Source organism: Nonomuraea indica (assembly GCF_002850745.1).
Classification (GTDB): Bacteria; Actinomycetota; Actinomycetes; order Streptosporangiales; family Streptosporangiaceae; genus Nonomuraea; species Nonomuraea indica.
The window spans coordinates 581839-601899 of sequence record NZ_KZ559469.1; the positions used below are offsets into that span (position 1 = coordinate 581839).

The 20061-nt window shown below is 71.2% G+C and carries 17 protein-coding genes; 6 read left to right on the top strand and 11 right to left on the bottom strand.

Features of this window, described 5'->3' with window-relative positions:
• Positions 1 to 287 precede the first annotated feature (287 nt).
• The 3 genes from CXR44_RS14395 to CXR44_RS14405 all read right to left on the bottom strand — a co-directional run bounded on the left by CXR44_RS14395 (position 288) and on the right by CXR44_RS14405 (position 4640).
• A complete protein-coding gene (locus CXR44_RS14395) occupies positions 288 to 2570 on the bottom strand; it encodes a sodium-translocating pyrophosphatase (RefSeq protein ID WP_101786508.1) in 2283 nt (760 codons plus the stop codon).
• Positions 2571 to 3855: 1285 nt separating this feature from the next.
• On the bottom strand, positions 3856 to 4287 hold the full coding sequence (locus CXR44_RS14400; RefSeq protein WP_101786509.1) for an ATP-binding protein: 432 nt from the start codon (positions 4285 to 4287) through the stop codon (positions 3856 to 3858).
• A gap of 2 nt (positions 4288 to 4289) precedes the next feature.
• Positions 4290 to 4640, bottom strand: a complete 351-nt coding sequence (locus CXR44_RS14405; protein ID WP_101786510.1) for an STAS domain-containing protein — start codon at positions 4638 to 4640, stop codon at positions 4290 to 4292.
• 408 nt (positions 4641 to 5048) lie between these two features.
• Here CXR44_RS14405 and CXR44_RS14410 point away from each other — a divergent pair, with 408 nt between their 5' ends.
• On the top strand, positions 5049 to 7307 hold the full coding sequence (locus CXR44_RS14410) for a DEAD/DEAH box helicase (protein ID WP_245899138.1): 2259 nt from the start codon (positions 5049 to 5051) through the stop codon (positions 7305 to 7307).
• A 294-nt stretch (positions 7308 to 7601) separates the two neighbouring features.
• Here CXR44_RS14410 and CXR44_RS42165 read toward each other — a convergent pair whose 3' ends face one another.
• The 8 genes from CXR44_RS42165 to CXR44_RS14450 all read right to left on the bottom strand — a co-directional run bounded on the left by CXR44_RS42165 (position 7602) and on the right by CXR44_RS14450 (position 15337).
• Positions 7602 to 7964, bottom strand: coding sequence for an Rv3654c family TadE-like protein (locus CXR44_RS42165; protein ID WP_425437415.1), 363 nt, complete (start codon positions 7962 to 7964; stop codon positions 7602 to 7604).
• A 237-nt stretch (positions 7965 to 8201) separates the two neighbouring features.
• Entirely contained in the window at positions 8202 to 8579 is a 378-nt protein-coding gene (locus tag CXR44_RS40130; protein WP_101786513.1) for a TadE family type IV pilus minor pilin, read from the bottom strand.
• Positions 8576 to 9058 (bottom strand): DUF4244 domain-containing protein, encoded by a 483-nt coding sequence (locus tag CXR44_RS41935; protein WP_342748544.1) that lies wholly within the window; start codon positions 9056 to 9058, stop codon positions 8576 to 8578. The genes CXR44_RS40130 and CXR44_RS41935 overlap by 4 nt, the downstream gene beginning before the upstream one ends.
• Before the next feature lie 265 nt (positions 9059 to 9323).
• Complete coding sequence (locus CXR44_RS14430) at positions 9324 to 10253, bottom strand: type II secretion system F family protein (RefSeq protein ID WP_245899140.1); 930 nt, start codon at positions 10251 to 10253, stop codon at positions 9324 to 9326.
• Positions 10254 to 10428: 175 nt separating this feature from the next.
• Positions 10429 to 11139: a type II secretion system F family protein gene (locus CXR44_RS14435; RefSeq protein WP_101786514.1), complete on the bottom strand. Its 711-nt coding sequence runs from the start codon at positions 11137 to 11139 to the stop codon at positions 10429 to 10431.
• 334 nt (positions 11140 to 11473) lie between these two features.
• Positions 11474 to 12634, bottom strand: coding sequence for a TadA family conjugal transfer-associated ATPase (locus tag CXR44_RS14440; RefSeq protein ID WP_101786515.1), 1161 nt, complete (start codon positions 12632 to 12634; stop codon positions 11474 to 11476).
• A gap of 59 nt (positions 12635 to 12693) precedes the next feature.
• Positions 12694 to 13737 carry a septum site-determining protein Ssd gene (ssd, locus tag CXR44_RS14445; RefSeq protein ID WP_101786516.1) on the bottom strand — a complete coding sequence of 348 codons (1044 nt, stop codon included), beginning with the start codon at positions 13735 to 13737 and terminating at the stop codon, positions 12694 to 12696.
• An 820-nt stretch (positions 13738 to 14557) separates the two neighbouring features.
• On the bottom strand, positions 14558 to 15337 hold the full coding sequence (locus tag CXR44_RS14450) for a Fic family protein (protein ID WP_101786517.1): 780 nt from the start codon (positions 15335 to 15337) through the stop codon (positions 14558 to 14560).
• A 286-nt stretch (positions 15338 to 15623) separates the two neighbouring features.
• Between CXR44_RS14450 and acs the strand changes: the two genes are divergently transcribed.
• From acs to CXR44_RS14475, 5 genes are all read left to right on the top strand, one after another.
• Positions 15624 to 17597, top strand: coding sequence for an acetate--CoA ligase (gene acs, locus CXR44_RS14455; protein ID WP_101786518.1), 1974 nt, complete (start codon positions 15624 to 15626; stop codon positions 17595 to 17597).
• Between the two features lie 282 nt (positions 17598 to 17879).
• Entirely contained in the window at positions 17880 to 18320 is a 441-nt protein-coding gene (locus CXR44_RS14460) for a phage holin family protein (protein ID WP_101786519.1), read from the top strand.
• Positions 18310 to 19230, top strand: a complete 921-nt coding sequence (locus tag CXR44_RS14465) for an alpha/beta fold hydrolase (protein WP_101786520.1) — start codon at positions 18310 to 18312, stop codon at positions 19228 to 19230. Before CXR44_RS14460 ends, CXR44_RS14465 begins: the two co-directional genes overlap by 11 nt.
• Positions 19231 to 19296: 66 nt before the next feature.
• On the top strand, positions 19297 to 19758 hold the full coding sequence (locus tag CXR44_RS14470; RefSeq protein WP_101786521.1) for a DUF309 domain-containing protein: 462 nt from the start codon (positions 19297 to 19299) through the stop codon (positions 19756 to 19758).
• A 69-nt stretch (positions 19759 to 19827) separates the two neighbouring features.
• Positions 19828 to 20058 (top strand): hypothetical protein, encoded by a 231-nt coding sequence (locus CXR44_RS14475; RefSeq protein ID WP_101786522.1) that lies wholly within the window; start codon positions 19828 to 19830, stop codon positions 20056 to 20058.
• The last annotated feature ends 3 nt before the right edge of the window (positions 20059 to 20061 follow it).

A 20061-nucleotide genomic window follows, 5' to 3' on the forward strand; every position in this document is an offset into this window, starting at 1 on the left:
TATGACGCACCGCATCAACCACGGGCACTCCATGCACGCACCACCATGGGGACCGCCTGCAACGCGCCGCCATCCACCACGGGCGCCCCCTTGCGCGCCCTGCCACGCGCCCCCTCATCCGCAGGGCACCAGCACGGCCGGCCGCACCCACCCCGGATAGCACGAAGCGCCCGCCCGCTCCCGGTGTAGCCGGGAACGGACGGACGCTCCACACGTACGGCTCGCGACGTACCACGAGCTCAGGCGGCGGGCCGGGCGCCGCTGTGCCCAGGCCGCCGCCTCACCCGTTACGAGGCCACCGGCGTCTGCTCGCGCTTCTTGTCGCCGGCCGGGGCGGTCGTGACCGAGCGGCGCTTGGAGACGATGATCGCCCCCACCACCACGGCCGTCGCGACGACCGTGATGCCGACGCGCAGCGCGACGTTGTCCGCGTAGAGCACCACGGCGGGGGCGACCAGCAGCGCCACCAGGTTCATCACCTTGATCAGCGGGTTGATGGCCGGACCGGCGGTGTCCTTGAACGGGTCGCCCACGGTGTCGCCGATGACGGTCGCTGCGTGCGCCTCGGAGCCCTTGCCGCCGTGGTGGCCGTCCTCGACCAGCTTCTTCGCGTTGTCCCAGGCGCCGCCGGAGTTGGCCAGGAACACTGCCATCAGCGTGCCGCAGGCGATCGCGCCGGCGAGGAAGGCCCCCAGCGGGGCGTACCCGAAGGCGAAACCGACCGCGATCGGCGTCATGACGGCCAGCAGTCCCGGCGTGGCCAGCTCGCGGAGCGAGTCGCGGGTGCAGATGTCGACGACGCGCCCGTACTCCGGCTTCACCGAGCCGTCCATGATGCCCGGGTTGTTGCGGAACTGGTCGCGTACCTCGAAGACCACCCGCATCGCGGCCCGGCCGACCGCCATGATCGCCAGGCCGGCGAACAGGAACACCACCGCGGCGCCGATGATCAGGCCGACGAGCACGTTCGGCTGGTCGATGCTGAGGCTGAACGCCGACGCCTGCGCCAGCTCGCTCTCCACAGCCGTCCGGAACGCCCCGAACAGCGCGGTCGCGGCGAGCACGGCCGTGGCGATCGCGATGCCCTTGGTGATGGCCTTCGTCGTGTTGCCGACGGCGTCGAGGCTGGTCAGCACGCGGGCGCCCTCGCCCTCGACGTCGCCGGACATCTCGGCGATGCCCTGCGCGTTGTCGGAGACGGGGCCGAAGGTGTCCATGGAGACGATGACGCCGACCGTGGTGAGCAGGCCGGTGCCGGCCAGCGCCACCGCGAACAGCGCGATCGTCACGTTGCCGAACCCGAGCAGGAACGCCCCGTAGACCGCGCCCGCGAGGATGAGCGCCGTGTAGACGGCCGACTCCAGGCCGACGCTGATGCCGGCCAGGATGACGGTCGCCGGGCCGGTGGCGGAGCTTTCGCCGATCTCGCGGACCGGGCGGCGGTTCGTCTCGGTGAAGTAGCCGGTCAGCAGCTGGATGGCGCTGGCCAGGACCAGACCGATGAGCACCGCGCCGAGGGCGATGATCCGCGGGTCGGCGTCGGACTGCACGCTGGCGCCGCTCAGGCCGCTGAAGCTGCTGGGCAGGTACCAGAACGCCGCGGCGGCGACGAGGACCGCGGAGATCGCGGCGGAGATGAAGAAGCTGCGGTTGATGGCCGCCATGCCGTTGCGGTCGCGGTCGCGCATCCCGGTGACGAAGATCCCGATGATCGCCGTCAGCACACCGATCATCGGGACGATGAGCGGGAAGATCAGGCCCTGCTCGCCGAACGCCACCTTGCCCAGGATGAGGCTCGCGACCAGCATGACCGCGTACGACTCGAACAGGTCCGCGGCCATGCCCGCGCAGTCGCCGACGTTGTCGCCCACGTTGTCGGCGATCGTCGCCGCGTTGCGCGGGTCGTCCTCGGGGATGCCCTGCTCGACCTTGCCGACCAGGTCGGCGCCGACGTCGGCCGCCTTGGTGAAGATGCCGCCGCCGACACGCATGAACATCGCGAGCAGCGCCGCGCCGAAGCCGAAGCCCTCAAGCACGCCCGGCGCGTCACCCTGGTAGAGCAGCACGACGACCGCCGCGCCCAGCAGGCCGAGACCCACCGTGAACATGCCGGCCACGCCGCCGGTGCGGAAGGCGATGCGCATCGCCCGCTTCTCGCCCGAGTCGCGCGCCGCGGCGGCGACGCGGACGTTCCCGCGCACGGCCAGCCACATGCCCATGAACCCGGTCAGCGCGGAGAACACGGCGCCGACCACGAAGAAGATCGAGCGGCCGATGCGCACGTCGGTCTCGCCCGGCAGCAGCAACAACAGAAGGGGGATCACGACGACGAAGATCGCCAACGTGCGGAACTGCCGTGTCAGATACGCCGCGGCGCCTTCCTGCACGGCGCGGGCGATGTTCTGCATGCGCTCGGTGCCCTGGTCGGCGCGCAACACCTCGCGCACCAGGCCGCCGGCGACGGCCAGGGCGATCAGTGCGACCGCGGCGACCACGATCACGATGGTGAGATTGCTACCGTTCAGGGCCAGATTGGACGCTGGCTCCAGTGCCAGCACGTGCCTGATCATCGGTTTCTCCTCGGCAAGACCGGTCGTCCTGCCCGGGCGGTGCCGCGAACACCGGCGGGCGGTGCGGCACCATCCGGGTTGTGGGTGCCGCTTCCGGTTGAGTCCGCAGTTTCTCCGGATCACCTTGGCCGGTGCCGGGAGTCTACGCAGCGTCTGCCCGGATATGAAGGCTCTCTAGCCGCCTATTTGTGCGTGCGTCCAGTAATCCCCGGACAGCGAGGGGATTTGGGCTCTGACAAGAGATATTTCCCCCCGTTTACGGCCATGACAACCTCCCAAGTCGACACGCCCGAAACCCGCCCACCCCAACGACCCCTCAGCACCCACCGCCCCCAGCACTCCTCGCCCCTGACCGTGGCCGGCCCGGCGGCCCGGCGGCCCGGCGGCCCGCGGCGATCAGGCGCGGCAGGTCGGCCGACGTGGGCCAGGTCCCGCCCCACCTCTCACCCCACCACGCCCTTACGACCCCCGCACCACCTACGCCCAGAAGACAGCTGACCGTGGCCCGCTCAGCCCACCCTGGCCCGCTCGGCGGCTACGGAGGCGGACATGGCAGAGGGCGAGTCCCCACGCCCACAAAGGCACCGCCCCCTGCTCGCCCATACCGGACCCAACGAAACGGATCGTCAAAACCCCCGCCGGAAGCGGCCACCCCATGATCAGGAGACGCGCCGACCATCATGGTCACCGGCGAGGTGCCGCCCCACTCACCCTTTACCGGCCTCCACAACCGCCCGCACGGTCCGACCACCCAACCTGGCGAGCCCCGAACCGCCACCACAAGGCATTGATCATTTCCAGTAGACCGCTGGAGGCATCACTTCCCACCCCGGCCAAAAGCGTCACCGAGCAATTGTGATCTTTATCTGCCCACTTGAGCCGCTCGGGAAGGCGGCCTTACCCGTTTCCACGAGAACCGTCGCGCCCTATGGCCTCAGCCCATTTCCCTGGGAGCCACCACGAATGCGGACATGAGCCGCCACCTCCCGTCGCGCCCGCGATCGCCCCCCTGGCTCTGCGGCTCACAGGGCAGCGGAACGGCAGGATGCGCTGCGGACTAGGCGAACGGAAACGTCGGGCCTGGCACGGGCGGCTGAAGACGCAAGCCAAGAGTTCGGCGCGGGTCGCCGTAGACGGAAGCCATGGGTTCGGCGCGCACGTCACGGCGCGCAGCCGTCTCCACCAGAGGAGCGTTCCCCTGGACAGAGACCGGCCACGTGCGGAGGATGGGGCACACCGTGCCCGCCGTACAGCAGGGAGGAGAACCCCGCGAGACGACCCGCGCTCAGAAGGACGGATGGCCGTTCATCGCGGCGGGCCAGCTCATGCGGATGCGCATCCCCTTGGGGCTGGGGAAGACTTCGACGTCGTCGGCCAGGCCCGCGATGACCGCGATGCCGAAGCCTGACATGAACGAGTCGGAGAGCATGCCCAGATCGAGGGGTTGTTCCTGCAGCGTCTCGTCACTCGGCGCCTGGTCACTGACCGTGACCTCGAAACGTCCCGAGTCGTCACGCAGCTCGATGCGGATGGGCTCGCCCGGGCAGTGAGCACGGTGAGCCTCCACCGCCCGAGAGCATGCCTCACCCACGGCGAGCCTGACTTCGTCCAGCAGCGACTCCTCCACGCCGGTGCGCCGGGCGATCGCCGTGGCCACCAGCCGGGCGGTCCGCACATGCGCGGGGAGTGCGCTGAACGTCAGCTCGACAGTAGCCATGACTACTTGTCTTTGCCGTGAGCTTCCTTGGCTTCGTCGACCGAAGCGTAGATCCCGAAGACCTTGGTCAGACCGGTGATCCGGAAGATCTTCAGGATGCGCTCCTGCGTGCACACCAGCTCAAGCGAGCCGTCGTGCGCCCGAACCCGCTTGAGCCCCCCGACCAGGACGCCGAGCCCGGTCGAGTCGAGGAAGTCGACCTTCTCCATGTTGACGAGAAGGTGGAAGTTACCCTTGTTCACCAGGTCGATGAGGAGCTCACGCAATCTCGGCGCGGTGTAGACATCGATCTCACCTTCGACCTCCACGATGGTGAGTCCGTCTTCGGTGCGGTGATCCAACTTCAGATCCACAGATCCTCCAGCGCCTCGCCTGCGAAAGTACCCTTATGAGTCGAGCTGTCCGGAGCCATGCTCCGGACCGTCCGACCCTGACGCGCGGCATTCAACCATGCGTCTGGCTTGTGTCTATACGAAATCACGATTCCCGGCGACTTTGCCCACGGATGCAGACTGGAAACAGTGACTTCCACCGCTTCCTCCCCACACCGGCCAGGTCCACTCCTCCAACACCTGCTCGGCGTTCCCGCACGTCACGAGCGTGTCACCCATGTGGAGCATGTTCCTGCACGTCAGGCCGGTCAAGCCAGATGGCCGAACTGGACCCCTGAAGTCGTGGTTACGCGCTTGGCGAACCGAGGCGTCACAGGACTGTGGCCGCACCAGTACGAGGCGGCTGACCTGGCGCATCGTGGCCGAAACGTGATCATCTCCACAGGCACGGCTTCGGGCAAGTCGCTGGCGTACCTCACTCCGGCGGTCGCCTCGTGTCTCGACGGGGGCACCGTCCTCTATCTCACGCCGACCAAGGCGCTGGCCGCCGACCAGCTTCGGGCGCTGCGCGAGCTGCGCATCGCCCAGGTGCGTGCCGCCTGTTTCGACGGTGACACCCCCTTCGAGGAACGTACCTGGGTGCGCCAGCACGCCAACTATGTCCTCACCAATCCCGACATGCTGCACCGTGGCATCCTTCCTCGTCACGCCCAGTGGTCGTCGTTCTTTCGTCGGCTGCGCATGGTCGTGGTGGACGAGTGCCACGGATACCGAGGAGTCTTCGGCTCCCACGTGGCCCAGATCCTGCGGCGTCTGCGCCGGATCTGCTCGCGGTACGGCTCGCGCCCGGTCTTCATGCTGGCCTCGGCGACGGCCAGCGAACCCGGCGCGTTCGCCAAGCGGCTGACGGGGCTGGAGATGGACGAGGTGACCGTAGACGCCTCGCCACGAGGCTCGACCACGTTCGCCCTGTGGGAACCGCCGCTGACGGAGCTTCGAGGTGAGCGGGGAGCCCCGGTGCGGCGCACGGCCACGGCCGAGGCCGCGGACCTGCTCGCCGACCTCGTCCTCGCGGACGTCCGCACGCTCGCCTTCGTGCGCTCGCGCCGCGGAGCCGAAACCGTCTCCCTGTCCGCCCGGGCCAAGCTGTCCGACGTCGCCTTCTCGCTGTCCGCCCACTCCGGCTCACCTCGCCCGCGCCCCCACACCGCCTCCGCGACGCCGGCCGGTCACCCCGATCCCGCCTCGGCCACCAGCCCACACCTGCCGGCGAGCACAACCGGCGGGGAGCCGCACCGAGCCGTGACGCAGCAGACCACCGCCTCCGCGGTGTCAGATCCTCCCAGCGCGAACGGCTGGGCCGACCTGCCGAACAGGGTCGCCGCCTACCGCGCCGGCTACCTCGCAGAGGACCGGAGGCTGCTCGAAGGGGCACTCCGCTCAGGCTCCCTCCTGGGTCTGGCCACCACGAACGCCCTCGAACTCGGTGTGGACGTCTCCGGACTCGACGCCGTGCTGATCGCCGGATGGCCGGGCACCCGCGCCTCCCTCTGGCAGCAGGCGGGCCGGGCGGGACGTGAGGGCCAGGACGCGCTGGCCGTCCTCATCGCACGGGACGACCCCCTGGACACCTATCTCGTGCATCATCCCGAGGCCCTGTTCGGCAGGCCTGTGGAGGCGGTCGTCCTCGATCCGGACAACCCGTACGTGCTGGGCCCGCATCTCTGCGCGGCCGCTGCGGAGATCCCGCTGACCGAGGACGACCTCGACACCTTCGGCCCCACCACAGCGGACGTCCTCGACGGCCTCGTCTCCCAGGGACTGCTGAGGCGGCGGCCCGCGGGCTGGTTCTGGACCCGTCGCGAACGGGCGACCGACCTCGCCGACATCCGGGGCGGTGGCGGCGCGCCCATCCAGGTCGTCGAGGCGGCCACCGGCCGGCTGCTCGGCAGCGTGGACGAGCCGTCCGCGCACACCACGGTCCACACGGGCGCCGTCTACCTGCACCAGGGCGAGAGCTTCCTGGTGGAGACGCTCGACCTGGAGGCAGGAGTCGCCCTGGTCAGCGACGCCGAACCCGACTACGCCACGTTCGCGAGAGACGTGACGGAGATCTCCGTACTGGAGTCCCTCCGCTCGCATCCCCTCGGCCGAGGCCATCTGCATTTCGGTGAGGTGGAGGTGACCAGGCAGGTCGTCTCGTACCTCAAGCGGCGCCTCCACTCGGGTGAGATGCTGGGTGACGAGCCCCTGGACCTCCCTCCGCGTACTCTGCGCACCCGCGCCGTCTGGTGGACGCTCCCGGCAGCGGAACTCACCGCACTGGCCGACGAGGGCTTCGACCTGGGCGGCGCCGCCCATGCCGCCGAGCACGCCTCCATCGGCCTGCTCCCTCTCTTCGCCACCTGTGACCGCTGGGACATCGGTGGCGTCTCCACGGAACTCCATGCTGATACGGGCCTCCTCACCGTGTTCGTGTACGACGGCCATGAGGGCGGCGCCGGTTTCGCGGAACGCGGCTACGCCCGCGCGTCCGACTGGCTGACGGCGACCCGTGAAGCCATCGCCTCCTGCGAGTGCGAACGTGGCTGCCCCTCGTGCATCCAGTCGCCCAAGTGCGGCAACGGCAACGAGCCGTTGGACAAGCAAGGCGCCATCCGCCTCCTGGACACCCTCTTGGGTTCGTGACCAGGGGCTGTCGCCACGTCCGGCTTCTTTCCGGCCGGCGTGGACGCGTCACAGAGCGGAGCCCGGTGGGAGTTCCCGCCGGGCTGGCTGCCCAGGCAGGGCTTGGTCCCTCCTCTCGCACCAGGACCCGCCTTCGTCCTTCTGGCCACAGGACCAGCCTTCGTCCTTCTGGCCAATGGACCAGCCTCGTTCTGGCCGCAGGATCCACCTTCGCCGCCCACGAACCGGGCATCCCGCGGTCAGCGCCGGCAACGTGGCCCCTACCTGGGATCCGTGCTTCTGAGCCGGGAGCGCTCATCGTCTCGGACCACCGGGCTGCGCTGGACCCGCACGGGCTCTCCCGATCAATTCGCGTGTTCCTATCAGAGGCACGGCGATCAACATTGACGTCCACACGTCAGCCACTTCGCCGTTGATCTCACACCTGGCCAGGTGTACACCGTTGTCCACAGCGAGGGACGCCGCCCGCGCACACGCGCCATCAGGGTCGGCGATCGCCAGCCTGGCCGCCGCCAACGCGCTGAGATCCGCGGCGTCGTTGACCTGGTGACGGGCGACCCGTACGGACCCCACGATCGCCAAAGCCGTCGCCACAGCCATCAGGAGGCCCATGAGCGCCACGCCCCACAGCGTCGCTGATCCACGATCTCTGACCACAACGCATCTTGCTCCCTTCGCGCGCAGATCGACGCCTGGCCGGGATGGATGATCGACACCCAGGTGACGCCTGGGCTCGCCCGCACGGGCCTGTGGAGTGGGTCCGGCTTCCCCAGGTCCAGCTTCTGCGGGTCGGCTCCTGTGGGCCGGCTTCTCTGGGCCGGCTTCTCTGGGCCGGCTTCTGTGGCCCGCTCCTGTGGGCTGGCTTCTCCAGGTTCGGCTTCTCTGGGTTCAGCTTCAGGATTCGGTGTCCGCCGAGGCGGATGCGGACACCCGGACCGATGGCCGGGAACCTCCCCACGGTGGGTGGACCTCCACCGAGACCTCCACCCTTGTGCGTGCGCGGTCGCGGCTCACCTTCACCCAGGCATCAGGTCTTGTCGCCGAGCGCGCGAGGTCGCGCACCTGGTCGAGCGGCTCCCCCCTCGAAGCGGCCCGTGCGGCCGCCCGAGCTGCGTCCACGCATTCGAGCTGCGCTCCCACCGCCTGTATGACCCACAGCGCCGCCGCGAGCACCACCATGAGAGCAGGGAGCACAGCCGCCGTTTCTGCGGTCACCGAGCCCCTGGACGACCCGGCAGCAGCCCTCGAAAAGTGCAGGTTTGGCGTGCTCATCCCGCTGTTTTGAGTGCCCGGTCGATGAGCGAGGACAGCATCTCCTGCACTTCGGTGCCGGTGACGACCTTGAACAGGATGGCGGCGAAGGCGCAGGCCGCTATGGTGCCCACCGCGTATTCGGCTGTGGACATGCCACGCTCGCGATTCGCCGCCGCGAGAAGCGCCCGGCTCACGAACGCCCGGCTCACGAACGCCCGGCGTCGGTCAGGGGCGGCCGTGGCGGCTGCGCTGCGGCGTGAAGCCGCCGCAGCGGCCTCGGTGCGGCCAGGTGCGGGGTGCAGGAAGCCCGCGACCGTGTCCATGACGGTGGTGGCGGCCGTGGCGATGACGGCCGAGGCGGTGCTCGTGACGGCGCTTGTCGCCGTCACGACGTCCGTGGTGCCGCTTCCGGTGGAGCCCTTCATGAGAGGGGCGCCACCGGGCGCGCTCGCCTGCGGGCGACCGGCACCATGCGGGGTGGCCAGGGGGTCAGTCATCGTGCCTCCAGATCTCAACGCCGGACCTCGCATCCGGCGTGGGGAATGTCAGCGTCGCGCAGCCGGGCGTACGAGCTTGGGACCGAGCGGGGTTCTGTGGACAACGCGGAGGGGCTTGAGAGGGCTTGTGGATAACGGGCCGTGCCGTCCGGCCGACACCTGGCAGGCTGGTGTGGCGACGCTGGGAGCGCCAGAACGGCCATGGGGGCTCTAATGCGGAAACGTGAGGCCGTGCTGTCTGTCCTTCGGCCATGCCACTCTTCGGCTAGGGAAGGACGATCGTGGCGGCGAGACCGGCCACGACCGGGATGATGCCGAGAAGGACGAAGGCCGGCAGGAAGCACAGTCCCAGTGGCGCCACGGCCTTCACACCCACGCTGCGTGCGGCGGCGACCGAAGCGGCCCGCGCGGCCTCTCGCGCGTCATCGGCCACGCGGGTGAGCACGTCGGCGACAGGGGCGCCGCTCTGGGCGGCTCGGCTCATGGCTCGGGCGAGCTGTCCCGTCGCGGGATCTCTGGCCAGGTGGGCCCAGGTGGGTTCGGGCTCGGCGCCGAGGCGGAGTTGGCCGCTGACCCAGGTGAGGCGCCGGCCGAGTGGGCCTCCGATCGCGGCCGCGGCGATTTCTGTGGCGGCGCTGACGGGCCGGCCGGCGAGCAGGGAGGCAGCCATCAGGTCGGCCGCGAACGGCAGGTCGGCGGCGATCCGGGCCCGCGTCTCCTTGAGGGCCGGATCCTCGCGCCGGTACAGGACGAGACCTACAGCGAGAGCGACGAGGAGAGCTGTCATGGTTCCTGCGATCCCTCCGACCAGGACTCCGCAGACTAGGCCCGCCGCCGTGGCGGAGATGACGGTGCGACGGTCCAGACGGCGACGTGGGACCGTGTGGTCCCGTAGCCAGTCGGGGAGGCCATTCTCAGCCGCCCCTTGCTGCCCCGAGCGGCGGCCGTCCCCGGCCGCCGCTTGCTGCCCTGCGCGGCGGCGGGCATCGGGCATGCCTTGTTGATCTGGGTGGGGGCCGGCATCGGCCGTGGATGGTGGGACGGCGGTCATCGTGGACGGTTCGGACAGGTAGAGCAGGCGGGTCAGGCGGTCGGCCGCGCTCGTGGGCGGAAGGATCATCCGCACGGCCAGGCCGATGCAGGCTGCCGAACAGATGTGGATCAAGGTTGTGGTCATGCTGGTCCGATCGGTCATGGGCCTCTCCGAGCGTGGGCAGGTCGTGGGCCTCTCCGAGGGTGGGCAGAGGGTGTGCAGGGTCGGTTCACGAGGTTTGGGCCTGCTGGTATGGACCAGGTCCGTTCACTGGAGGTGCACGGGTTTTCACAGGCACCGTGGCCGCCTGTGCCCGGCGGTACGCGACCCTGTCGGGTCAGTGGGACTGGGCACGTAAGGCCATGCGGTTGGTCCACCACAGGCCGCAGGCGTCCAGCGCCATTCCGAGGGTGAGGCAGGCGAGGCCCGGAAGGCTGCCGAGGAGGAAGGCGAGCGGGCGCATACCGAGCCCTCCGGCCATGAGCAGGCCGAGCGCCGGGAGGACGGCGAGCATGCGGGCGGTGGCGCGCGGGCCGGCCAGTTGGGCGGCGACGTCCTGGCGATGGGCCTGGGAGGCGCGCAGCGTGGTGCCCACGCGCTCCACGAGGGCGGCCAGTCCCGCGCCCGCCGTCACACTGACCTCCCAGCAGGCGGCAAGGCGACGTAGTCCGTCGCCGCCGTGCGCTGGGGCGACGGCAGTGAGGGCGGCGGGCACGTCGCCGCCGTCTCTGGCCGCGGCGACGAGCGGTCGTAGCGCCTCGGGGTCGGGGAAGTCGACGGCCGCCACGGCGCGTGTCAGCGCCTCGCCGGGGGTTCGTCCCGCTGTGAGCTCTGCGCAGAGTGCCTGGCAGAGCTCGATCGTCGCGCGGCTCCAGGCGTCGGCTCCGTGGGCCGGGTTGGGGCGGGTGAGTCTGCTACGCAGGGCTCGCCATCGGACGGGGTGCTCGTTGGAGGTCAGCCGGATCAGGCGCGCTGTCGCCGGATCGGGAGTTATCCACAGCCATACGGCTACGGCTGTGGATATCGCCGCTGCGATCGCCGTGGTCATGGCGACGTCCGTAGGGGGCGTGGAAAGTCCGTCCCTGCGGGGTGGGGTGCGGCACTGGCGGGCGCGCTGGGGTCAGGTGCAGCACCGATCCGTCTGGGCGCGACGTAGCCGGGCGCTATGGAGCCGGGCGCTATGGATCCGGGCGCTATGGAACCGGACGTGGCAGGGCCGGACGTGGCAGGGCCGGACGTGGCAGGGCCCGACGTGGCAGGGCCCGACGTAGCAGGGCCCGACGTAGCAGGGCCCGACGTGGCAGGGCCGGACGTGGCGCGGTCGGACGTGGCGCGGTCGGGCGTGTTGCGGGCGGGGGTGGGGTGCGGGGTGGGGGGTCGGGTCATGAGGGTGGCAGGTCTGCGAGGGCCTCGTAGCCGGGGCCGTGGTGGGGGTGGCCGTCGGCGTCGAAGGTGAGGGCGGGTACGGCCTGGACGAGGCCTGAGGGCGTGCGGGACAGGAGGCAGACCTCGGCGACCCGCCGTCGGCCGTCGCGGCGGTCTCGGGCCAGGTGGACCACCACGTCGAGGGCGGCCGCCAGCTGGCTGTGGACGGCTTCTCTGCTCAGGCCGGCCGCGCAGCCGAGCGCCTCCAGCCGGGGCGGGACGTCGGCGGCGGTGTTGGCGTGCAGGGTGCCGCAGCCGCCTTCGTGGCCGGTGTTGAGCGCGGCCAGGAGGTCCACCACCTCGGCGCCTCTGACCTCTCCGACCACCACGCGGTCCGGACGCATCCGCAGTGCCTGGCGTACGAGGTCTCGGAGCCCCACGCCGCCCGCGCCTTCGAGGTTGGCGGGACGGGACTCGAGCCGGACGACGTGGGGATGGAGAGGACGGAGCTCGGCGGAGTCCTCGACGAGGAGGAGGCGTTCGCCGGGGTCGGCGAGCGACAGCAGGGCGGACAGGAGCGTCGTCTTGCCCGTGCCGGTGCCGCCCGTGACGAGGAAGGCGCGTCTGCGGGCGACCAGCGACGTCAGCACGGGGACCGCGGGCGGCGGGACGGTGCCCGCGGCGACCAGGTCGGGCAGCGTGAACGTGCGTCTGGGTGGAAGCCGCAGGGACACGCAGGTGCCGCCCGAGGCGATCGGCGGGAGGACGGCGTGCAGGCGAACGCCTCCGGCGAGTCTGGCGTCCACGTAGGGCGAGGCGTCGTCCAGTCGCCGGCCGGCCGCCGCGGCCAGGCGCTGGGCCAGCCGGCGGACGGCGCCGTCGTCGGTGAACGCGGTCGATGTGCGACGCAGCCCTCGGCCGTCGTCCACCCACACCTCCCTCGGGCCGTTGACCAGGACGTCGGTGACGTCAGGCTCGGCCAGCAGCGGCTCCAGCGGCCCCGCTCCGATCAGGTCGGCGCACAACGCGCGGGCGACGGCGAGGATCTCGGCGTCGCCGTAGACGGACCTCTCGGCGCGGAGCGCCACGGCGACCTGCGCGGCGCTGGGCTCCACGCCGGCGCGGGCCAGCCGTACGCGAACGGCTTCGACCAGCTCGGGGGACACGGTGGTGGTCACATGAACTCCTTGACTGTCGGGGACGCCGGGAGCGGGAGGCCGCGCCGGCGGACTGGGGCCTAGCCGGCAGGCAGGGCGTCGCGCAGCAGGATGGTGCACAGGGCGCCGAGAACGGTGCGGGGGCCGAGCCGGGGCAGCTCGCCGCGGTTGAGGGTGGCGGTGAGTCGGGGCTGGTCGGGAAGGTGACCGGCCGCGGGGATGCCGAGTGACCTGGCGACGACGTCGTCGTCCAGGACTCCGGGGCGGATGACGGCGCGGACGTCGGAGGTGTGGCGGCGCGCCTCGGCGAGGACCTGGGTGGCGGCCAGCACGCCGCGGACGTCGGCGGCGGTGACGAGGAAGGTGCTGCTCGCCCGGCCCAGGGCTTCGGCGGCGGCCGGGTCGAGGTGGCGGGGCAGGTCGACGACGACCACGTCGAAACCGCGGTGACCGGCCTCCAGGACCGAGCGCATGGCCTGGGCCGGGATGGGATGCACCTCGCCGCGGTGGAACGACAGGACGCTGAGGTCTCCGAACGCCGGGAGGGCCGCCTGGAGGGCGGCCGAGCCCACGCGCCCCTCGCGGGCCACGAGGTCTCCCCAGCGGGCGCCGGCGGTGTCCTCGTGGCCGAGCAGGGCGTCGATGCCACCGCTCAGCGGGTCGGCGTCGACCAGAAGCGTGCGCAGGCGGTCGTGGGAGGCACGCAGGGCGAGGCAGGAGGCCAGGACGCTGGCGCCGACGCCTCCTCGCCCGCCGATCACGCACAGCACCGTCCCTGCGCGGGGCTCCGGCTCCATCGCGTCGGCGAACTCGTCGACGAGGCGGCGCTCCTCGGCCGGGAGGGTCACGACGGCCTGCGCTCCCACCGCGACGCACCGGCGCCATGACTCCGGATCGTCGGACTCACGGGCCACGAGGAGAACCCGGTCGCGGGGCGGTGGCGCCGTGGCGGCCAGGGCGTCGGCCAGGTCGCCGCCGACCACCACGAGGGGTGCGAGGTTCCAGAACGGGCGGGCATGGGCCGGAACGTGGGCCACGTCGAGCTGGGCGCCGGCCGCGGCGGCTATGCGGACGAGGTCGTCGAGCAGGTCGCGGTCCTCGGTGATGACCAGCGGGCGGTGCATCTGTCCTCCCTGACGTCGGGAGGTTCCACGTTGCTGCGGTGGGGTGGTGCGGCGTCCGGCCGAACGGCGTTCTGGGGATGGCGCCGGCTCTCGCGTGCGCGCCTGTGGACAACCCCGCCTGTGGACAACCCTCCCTACGGACAGCCCCGCCTGCGGGCAACCCCGGGGTGCCGGCGCGCGAGGGCGGGGCGTGGCCGGCGGGGACCTGGCCGACCGCTGAGGGAAAAGGGGCGACCCCCGCCGGGGGGGAGAGCGGGGGTCGCCTAACCGGTCCGGCTCCGGGGGGGTAGAGCCGGTCCCGTTTCAGAAGAAAGCTTTCATCACTTGACCGGAGCATGGCAAGGGACTGGCAAAGCAATCCCGTGCGGCATCACTCTTCTTTCAAGAGATACCCCCGTATGCTGCCCGATCCACTCGAGTTCCGTCGAGGCGAAAACTCGTATTTCCGCCAAGTTTTTTCGCCCCCTCATAACAATCACATAAAGCCAGTAACACTGCGTGATCATTGCGCGGGCCCCGCAGCGGGCGGCCCGATCTGGCAAAGGTCTTGGTCACAGGGGTTCCCAACAGGGCGGATCGGACGTACAAAGGTGTCACGGACCTCTTGTCCGGGTGCGTTCGCCGGGTACCCACGCGCGACCAGCCGCGGGAGGCGCGCCGAGACGGGCTTGACCCGTCCGGCGAATACAGGTGCACGCTTGGTAACCCGGCGTGACGCGCCGGCAGACGGCGTCTCGTCCCCGAGACGCCGTCCGCTATGTCAGGGACACGCCAGGCGCCGTCCGCCAGGTCAGGGACACGCCCGCGAGCAGGCGGGAGCTCAGCCCCGCTGCAGCGCCTCGCAGATGGCCGTCGCCTCGCGGACCCCCAGCGTCACCGCCGAGGCGCACTGCCGGACCCACTGTCCGACCCCCTCGCCGGCCCCCGTCAGGTAGGCCCGAAGCCCCTCCGCGTACGGGAGTTCGAGGTGCCCCACCTCGACGGCGGCCAGCGACTTGGGGTCGAGCCCGTACTCCACCAGCGTCAGCCGCTCGGCCGCCCGAGCCACCACCCCGTCGGCCGTGCCGAACGGGCGCACCACGGCCAGTTCGGCGTGGACCACCGCGGCCAGGACGAGCGCGGGCGCCTTCGTGGGCGTCGCCAGCAGCTCCACCAGGGCGTCCATCCGCGCCGCCGCCTCCTTGGCGCCCGGGGCGGGCCCGAGTCCGAACGGGTCGGGCGCCGTGTCGCCGGCTCGCGGGCGGCCCAGCCCGGCCTGGTCGGCGAGGCCGGTGGCGGCGACCGTGTGCAGCCGGGCCAGCACCTGCCGCGGCGCCCGCCGCCAGGTGGCCCCGAGCCGGCCGGTCTCGGCCGAGGCGCGCAGCGCGCCCTGGACGACCGGGTCGTGCGACTCGTCCCGCCGCAGCACGTCGAGGGGCACGTCGGCGCCTTCGAGGGCGGCCGACGCCCGCGCCCCGCGCAGGGACGACTCGGCGGAGACCGCGGGGCTGTAGCGCCGCAGCACGCGGTGCCGGTACAGCCTGTCGACGGCCTGCCGGGCCTCCTCCACCGCCTCGGGTACGCCGGGAAGCCGTGCGATGACGGCCAAGGGGTCGCTCACGGAACCCGACCTTACCCGCCGGTACGTCCACCACCCGGCAGGGGTGGGAGAACAACTGGTACGGCTCGGCGAACCAAGAGCCTCATAAAGGCCGCCAATTGGCCCGTTCCACCTTTGCCGCATTTCGAAAAGGCAACGGTTCCATAGCTTTCCCACGCCGATCCGGTAAGAGGCCTGTCCGGTCCGCGGATCTCGGTACAGACCTGTCTAGACCTCTTGTGGAGCGAGCCTGTGAGCTGGTGAAGTGGGACACGACCTATCCAAACCGGCCAAGAAGGAGCACGAGGTGGCCCCGGAGACACCTGGCACCGAGCCTCAGGCGCTGTCGAACCTGCTGCAGGAGAACCGCCGGTTCGCGCCGCCGGCAGAGCTGGCCGCGGCCGCGAACGTGACCGAGGCGGCCTACGGCGAGGCGGCCGCCGACCGTCTCGCGTTCTGGGAGAACGCCGCCGACCGGCTGACCTGGGCCGAACGGTGGAACACGACGCTGGAGTGGACCCCTCCCTTCGCCAAGTGGTTCGTGGGCGGCACGCTCAACGTCGCCTACAACTGTGTCGACCGGCACGTGGAGGCCGGCCGGGGCGACAAGGTCGCCTACTACTGGGAGGGCGAGCCGGAGGGCGACAGCCGCACGCTGACGTACGCCGACCTGCAGCGTGAGGTCTGCAAGGCGGCCAACGCCCTGGAGGCGCTGGGCGTCGGCAAGGGCGACCGGGTCGCGATCTACATGCCGATGATCCCCGAGCTGCCGATCGCGATGCTCGCGTGCGCCCGCATCGGCGCCATCCACTCGGTGGTGTTCGGCGGCTTCTCGGCCAGCGCGCTGAAGAGCCGCATCGACGACGCCGACGCCAAGCTGGTCATCACCGCCGACGGCGGCTACCGCCGGGGAGCGCCGAGCGCGCTCAAGCCGACGGTGGACGAGGCCGTCGCCGAGTGCCCGCAGGTGCAGAAGGTCCTGGTCGTCCGGCGTACGGGCCAGGACGTCGCCGTCAACGGGCGCGACGTCTGGTGGCACGACCTGGTGGACGGCCAGAGCGACCAGCACACCCCCGAGCCGCACGACGCCGAGGACCCGCTCTACATCCTCTACACCAGCGGCACGACCGGCAGGCCGAAGGGCATCCTGCACACCAGCGGCGGCTACCTGACGCAGACGGCCTGGACGCACCACGCGGTCTTCGACCTCAAGCCCGACACCGACATCTACTGGTGCACGGCCGACATCGGCTGGGTGACCGGGCACTCCTACATCGTGTACGGCCCGCTCGCCAACGGCGCGACCAGCGTCATCTACGAGGGCACGCCCGACACGCCGCACCGGGGCAGGTTCTGGGAGGTCGTCCAGAAGTACAAGGTGACCATCCTCTACACGGCCCCGACGGCGATCCGGACGTTCATGAAGTGGGGCGACGACATCCCCGCGAAGTTCGACATGTCGAGCCTGCGCGTCCTCGGGTCCGTCGGCGAGCCGATCAACCCCGAGGCGTACGTCTGGTACCGCGAGCACATCGGCGGCGACCGCTGCCCGGTCGTGGACACCTGGTGGCAGACCGAGACCGGCGCCATCATGATCAGCCCGCTGCCCGGCGTCACGCACGCCAAGCCGGGCGCCGCGATGCGCCCCCTGCCGGGCGTCGTCGCCGACGTGGTGGACGACCAGGGCAACAGCGTCCCCAACGGGGGCGGCGGCTTCCTGGTGGTGCGCGAGCCGTGGCCGGCGATGCTGCGCACGGTCTGGGGCGACGACCAGCGCTACATCGACACCTACTGGAGCAGGTTCGAGGGGATGTACTTCCCCGGCGACGGCGCCAAGAAGGACGAGGACGGCGACCTGTGGCTGCTCGGCCGCGTCGACGACGTCATGCTCGTCTCCGGCCACAACATCTCCACCACCGAGGTGGAGAGCGCGCTGGTCAGCCACCCCAAGGTGGCCGAGGCCGCCGTCGTGGGGGCGACCGACCCGGTGACCGGCCAGGCCATCGTGTCGTTCGTGATCCTGCGCGGCAGCGCGGAGGAGGGCGAGGACATCGCGGCCGAGCTGCGCGCCCACGTGGCGAAGACGCTCGGCCCGATCGCCAAGCCGCGCCAGATCCTGGTGGTGCCCGAGCTGCCGAAGACCCGCTCCGGCAAGATCATGCGCCGCCTGCTGCGTGACGTGGCGGAGAACCGGAGCATCGGCGACGTCACCACCCTGGCCGACAGCACAGTGATGAACCTCATCTCCGAGAAGCTCCCCAGCGCCAAGTCCGAAGACTGACCACCGGCGAACCCAGGGCCGCGTCAACCCGAGGATCTCGGCGTTGAGCGGCCCTTGTGGTCGAGCGGGCCGCGATGGTCGTTTGGCTGCATCCCCGCTCGGGAAGTTCCCGGCATACCCTCTCGTAGGCGTCCAGGGCCCGCAGGCCGCGGCGTTTCCGGCAGGCGCTCGCTCCTGGCAGCGGCACTCCAGGACGTGCGAACGGGGCGCACGGGTACGCATTCGGCGCGAATGCGCAGGATGATGTTTGACAGGGCCACCGGGCCTCGATAGGAGACGTTCATGCCGCAGACTCCCGAGGAAGAATCTCTGGGCTCACTGGTCGCGCAGGCGACCGATCAGATCTCGACCCTGGTCCGCTCGGAGATCGAGCTCGCCAAGGCCGAGTTCAGGTTCGACGCCAAGCGGGTGGGCACGGCCGGCGGGCTGTTCGCCGCCGCCGCGTTCATGGCGCACCTGTGCCTGATCCTCGCCTCCTTCTCCTTCGCCTACGTGCTGGCCCAGTGGCTGCCCACCTGGGCCGCCTTCCTCATCGTGACCGTCTTCTACCTGGTGATCGCGGGCGTGCTCGTCCTCGTCGGGATCCGCAGGCTCAAGGGTCTGGCCGGCATGCGCCGTACCACCCGGTCGATCAAGGGACTCAAGGAGATCGCCACACCGGAGCAGCCCGGAGCGGGCGTGGTGGGGCGGCACCGGGAGCCGGTGGGCCGTGATGGCGCCTGACGAGTCGGTCGTCCAGATCGATGGCCCGTGGCGGCACCGGCAGGTGCACGCGGGTGGCACCCGCTTCCACGTCGTGGAGGCCGGGGAGGGCCCGCTGGTCCTGCTGCTGCACGGGTTCCCGCAGTTCTGGTGGACCTGGCGGCACCAGCTGGAGTCGCTGCCCGCGGCCGGCTACCGGGCGGTCGCGGTCGACCTGCGCGGCTACGGCGGCAGCGACAAGCCGCCGCGCGGCTACGACCTGCCCACGCTGGCGGCCGACGCCAGCGGGCTGATCCGCGCGCTCGGCGAGAGCGGGGCGATCGTGGTCGGCCACGACTGGGGCGGGCTGCTGGCCTGGACGATGGCGGTGCTCGACGCCAAGTGCGTGCGCCGCCTGGTCACGGTCTCCGCCCCCCATCCCGTACGGCTGCGCAGCGCCCTGCGCACCGACCTGTTCGGCCAGCTCAGGACCAGCGTCCACCGGCTGGGATTCCAGCTTCCGTGGCTGCCCGAGCACCGGCTGACCCGCAAGGGCGGCGCGATGGTCGGCAGGCTGCTCGACCAGTGGTCCGGCCCGAGCTGGCCCGACGCCGAGACGGCGCGCGTCTACCAGGAGGCGTTCCGCATCCCCACCGTCGCCCACTGCGCGCTGGAGTATCACCGCTGGCTCGGCCGCTCCCAGCTCCGGCCGGACGGGGCGCGCTACGCCCGGGTGATGCGCACCGAGATCCAGGCGCCGACCCTGCACCTGCACGGCGCGCTCGACACCTGCATCCTGCCGCGCACCGCCCAGGGGTCGAGCCGCTACGTGGCGGCCCCGTACCGGTGGAAACTGCTCGAAGGCGCCGGCCACTTCCCGCACGAGGAGCAGGCCGCCACGTTCGACGCCGAGCTGATCGGCTGGCTGGCCGACCCCGAACCCGACCGATGAGCGCCTCGAGCCGACGAACCGGCCGATGAGCGTTCCCGAGCCGACGAGAGACCACGAGCCCAACCGATGAGCGCCTCAGAGCCGACGAGAGACCGCGATCCCGAGGGCAGGCCGCGCAACGCCAGGCCCCGCGACGCCTACGGCAGGCCGCTGCCGTACGGCTCGCCGGGCATGCCCCGCGTCCCCGACGACTACGCCCCCACGACCGAGCAGGCGCTGGCCGACGGCCGCCGCTTCCTCGGCGAGGGACTGCCGTTCAACGCCCACGAGGTGTTCGAGGGCCGCTGGAAGTGCGCCCCCGAGGACGAGCGGGAGCTGTGGCAGGGCCTCGCGCAGATCTGCGTCGGCCTGACGCACCTGCAGCGCGGCAACGGGCGCGGCGCGCTGACCCTCTTCAGCCGGGGCGCCGCCCGCGTGCAGGCGTACGGCGGCCCGTACGACGGTGTGGGCCGGGCGGCCTCGGCGCTGGGCCCCGACGCCGACCCCGGACAGGCCGTCGAGCTGATCCTGAAGGAGCTTCCGGGCTAGCCTGCGGCGACGATCACGCTTCGCGTATCCTGCGGAGCGACCATGATCGGACAGGCCGGGAGGTGTCACATGCCTCGGCGGTGCTCCTCCCCCGCGTCGGCCGGCGAACTGGTGGTCGCGACGGTCGATGACGAGGGACTGCCGGAGACTCCGCGCCTCGACCCCCGCGTGCCGCGGCACGGCTCGTACGACCTCGCCGCACGCGTGCGACCGGACGAGATGGAGCTCCAGGCCGTTCGCGGCGTCGACCGCCTGATGCCGGCACTGGACGAGACGCTGCCCCGACGCGAAAGCAGGTAGGCC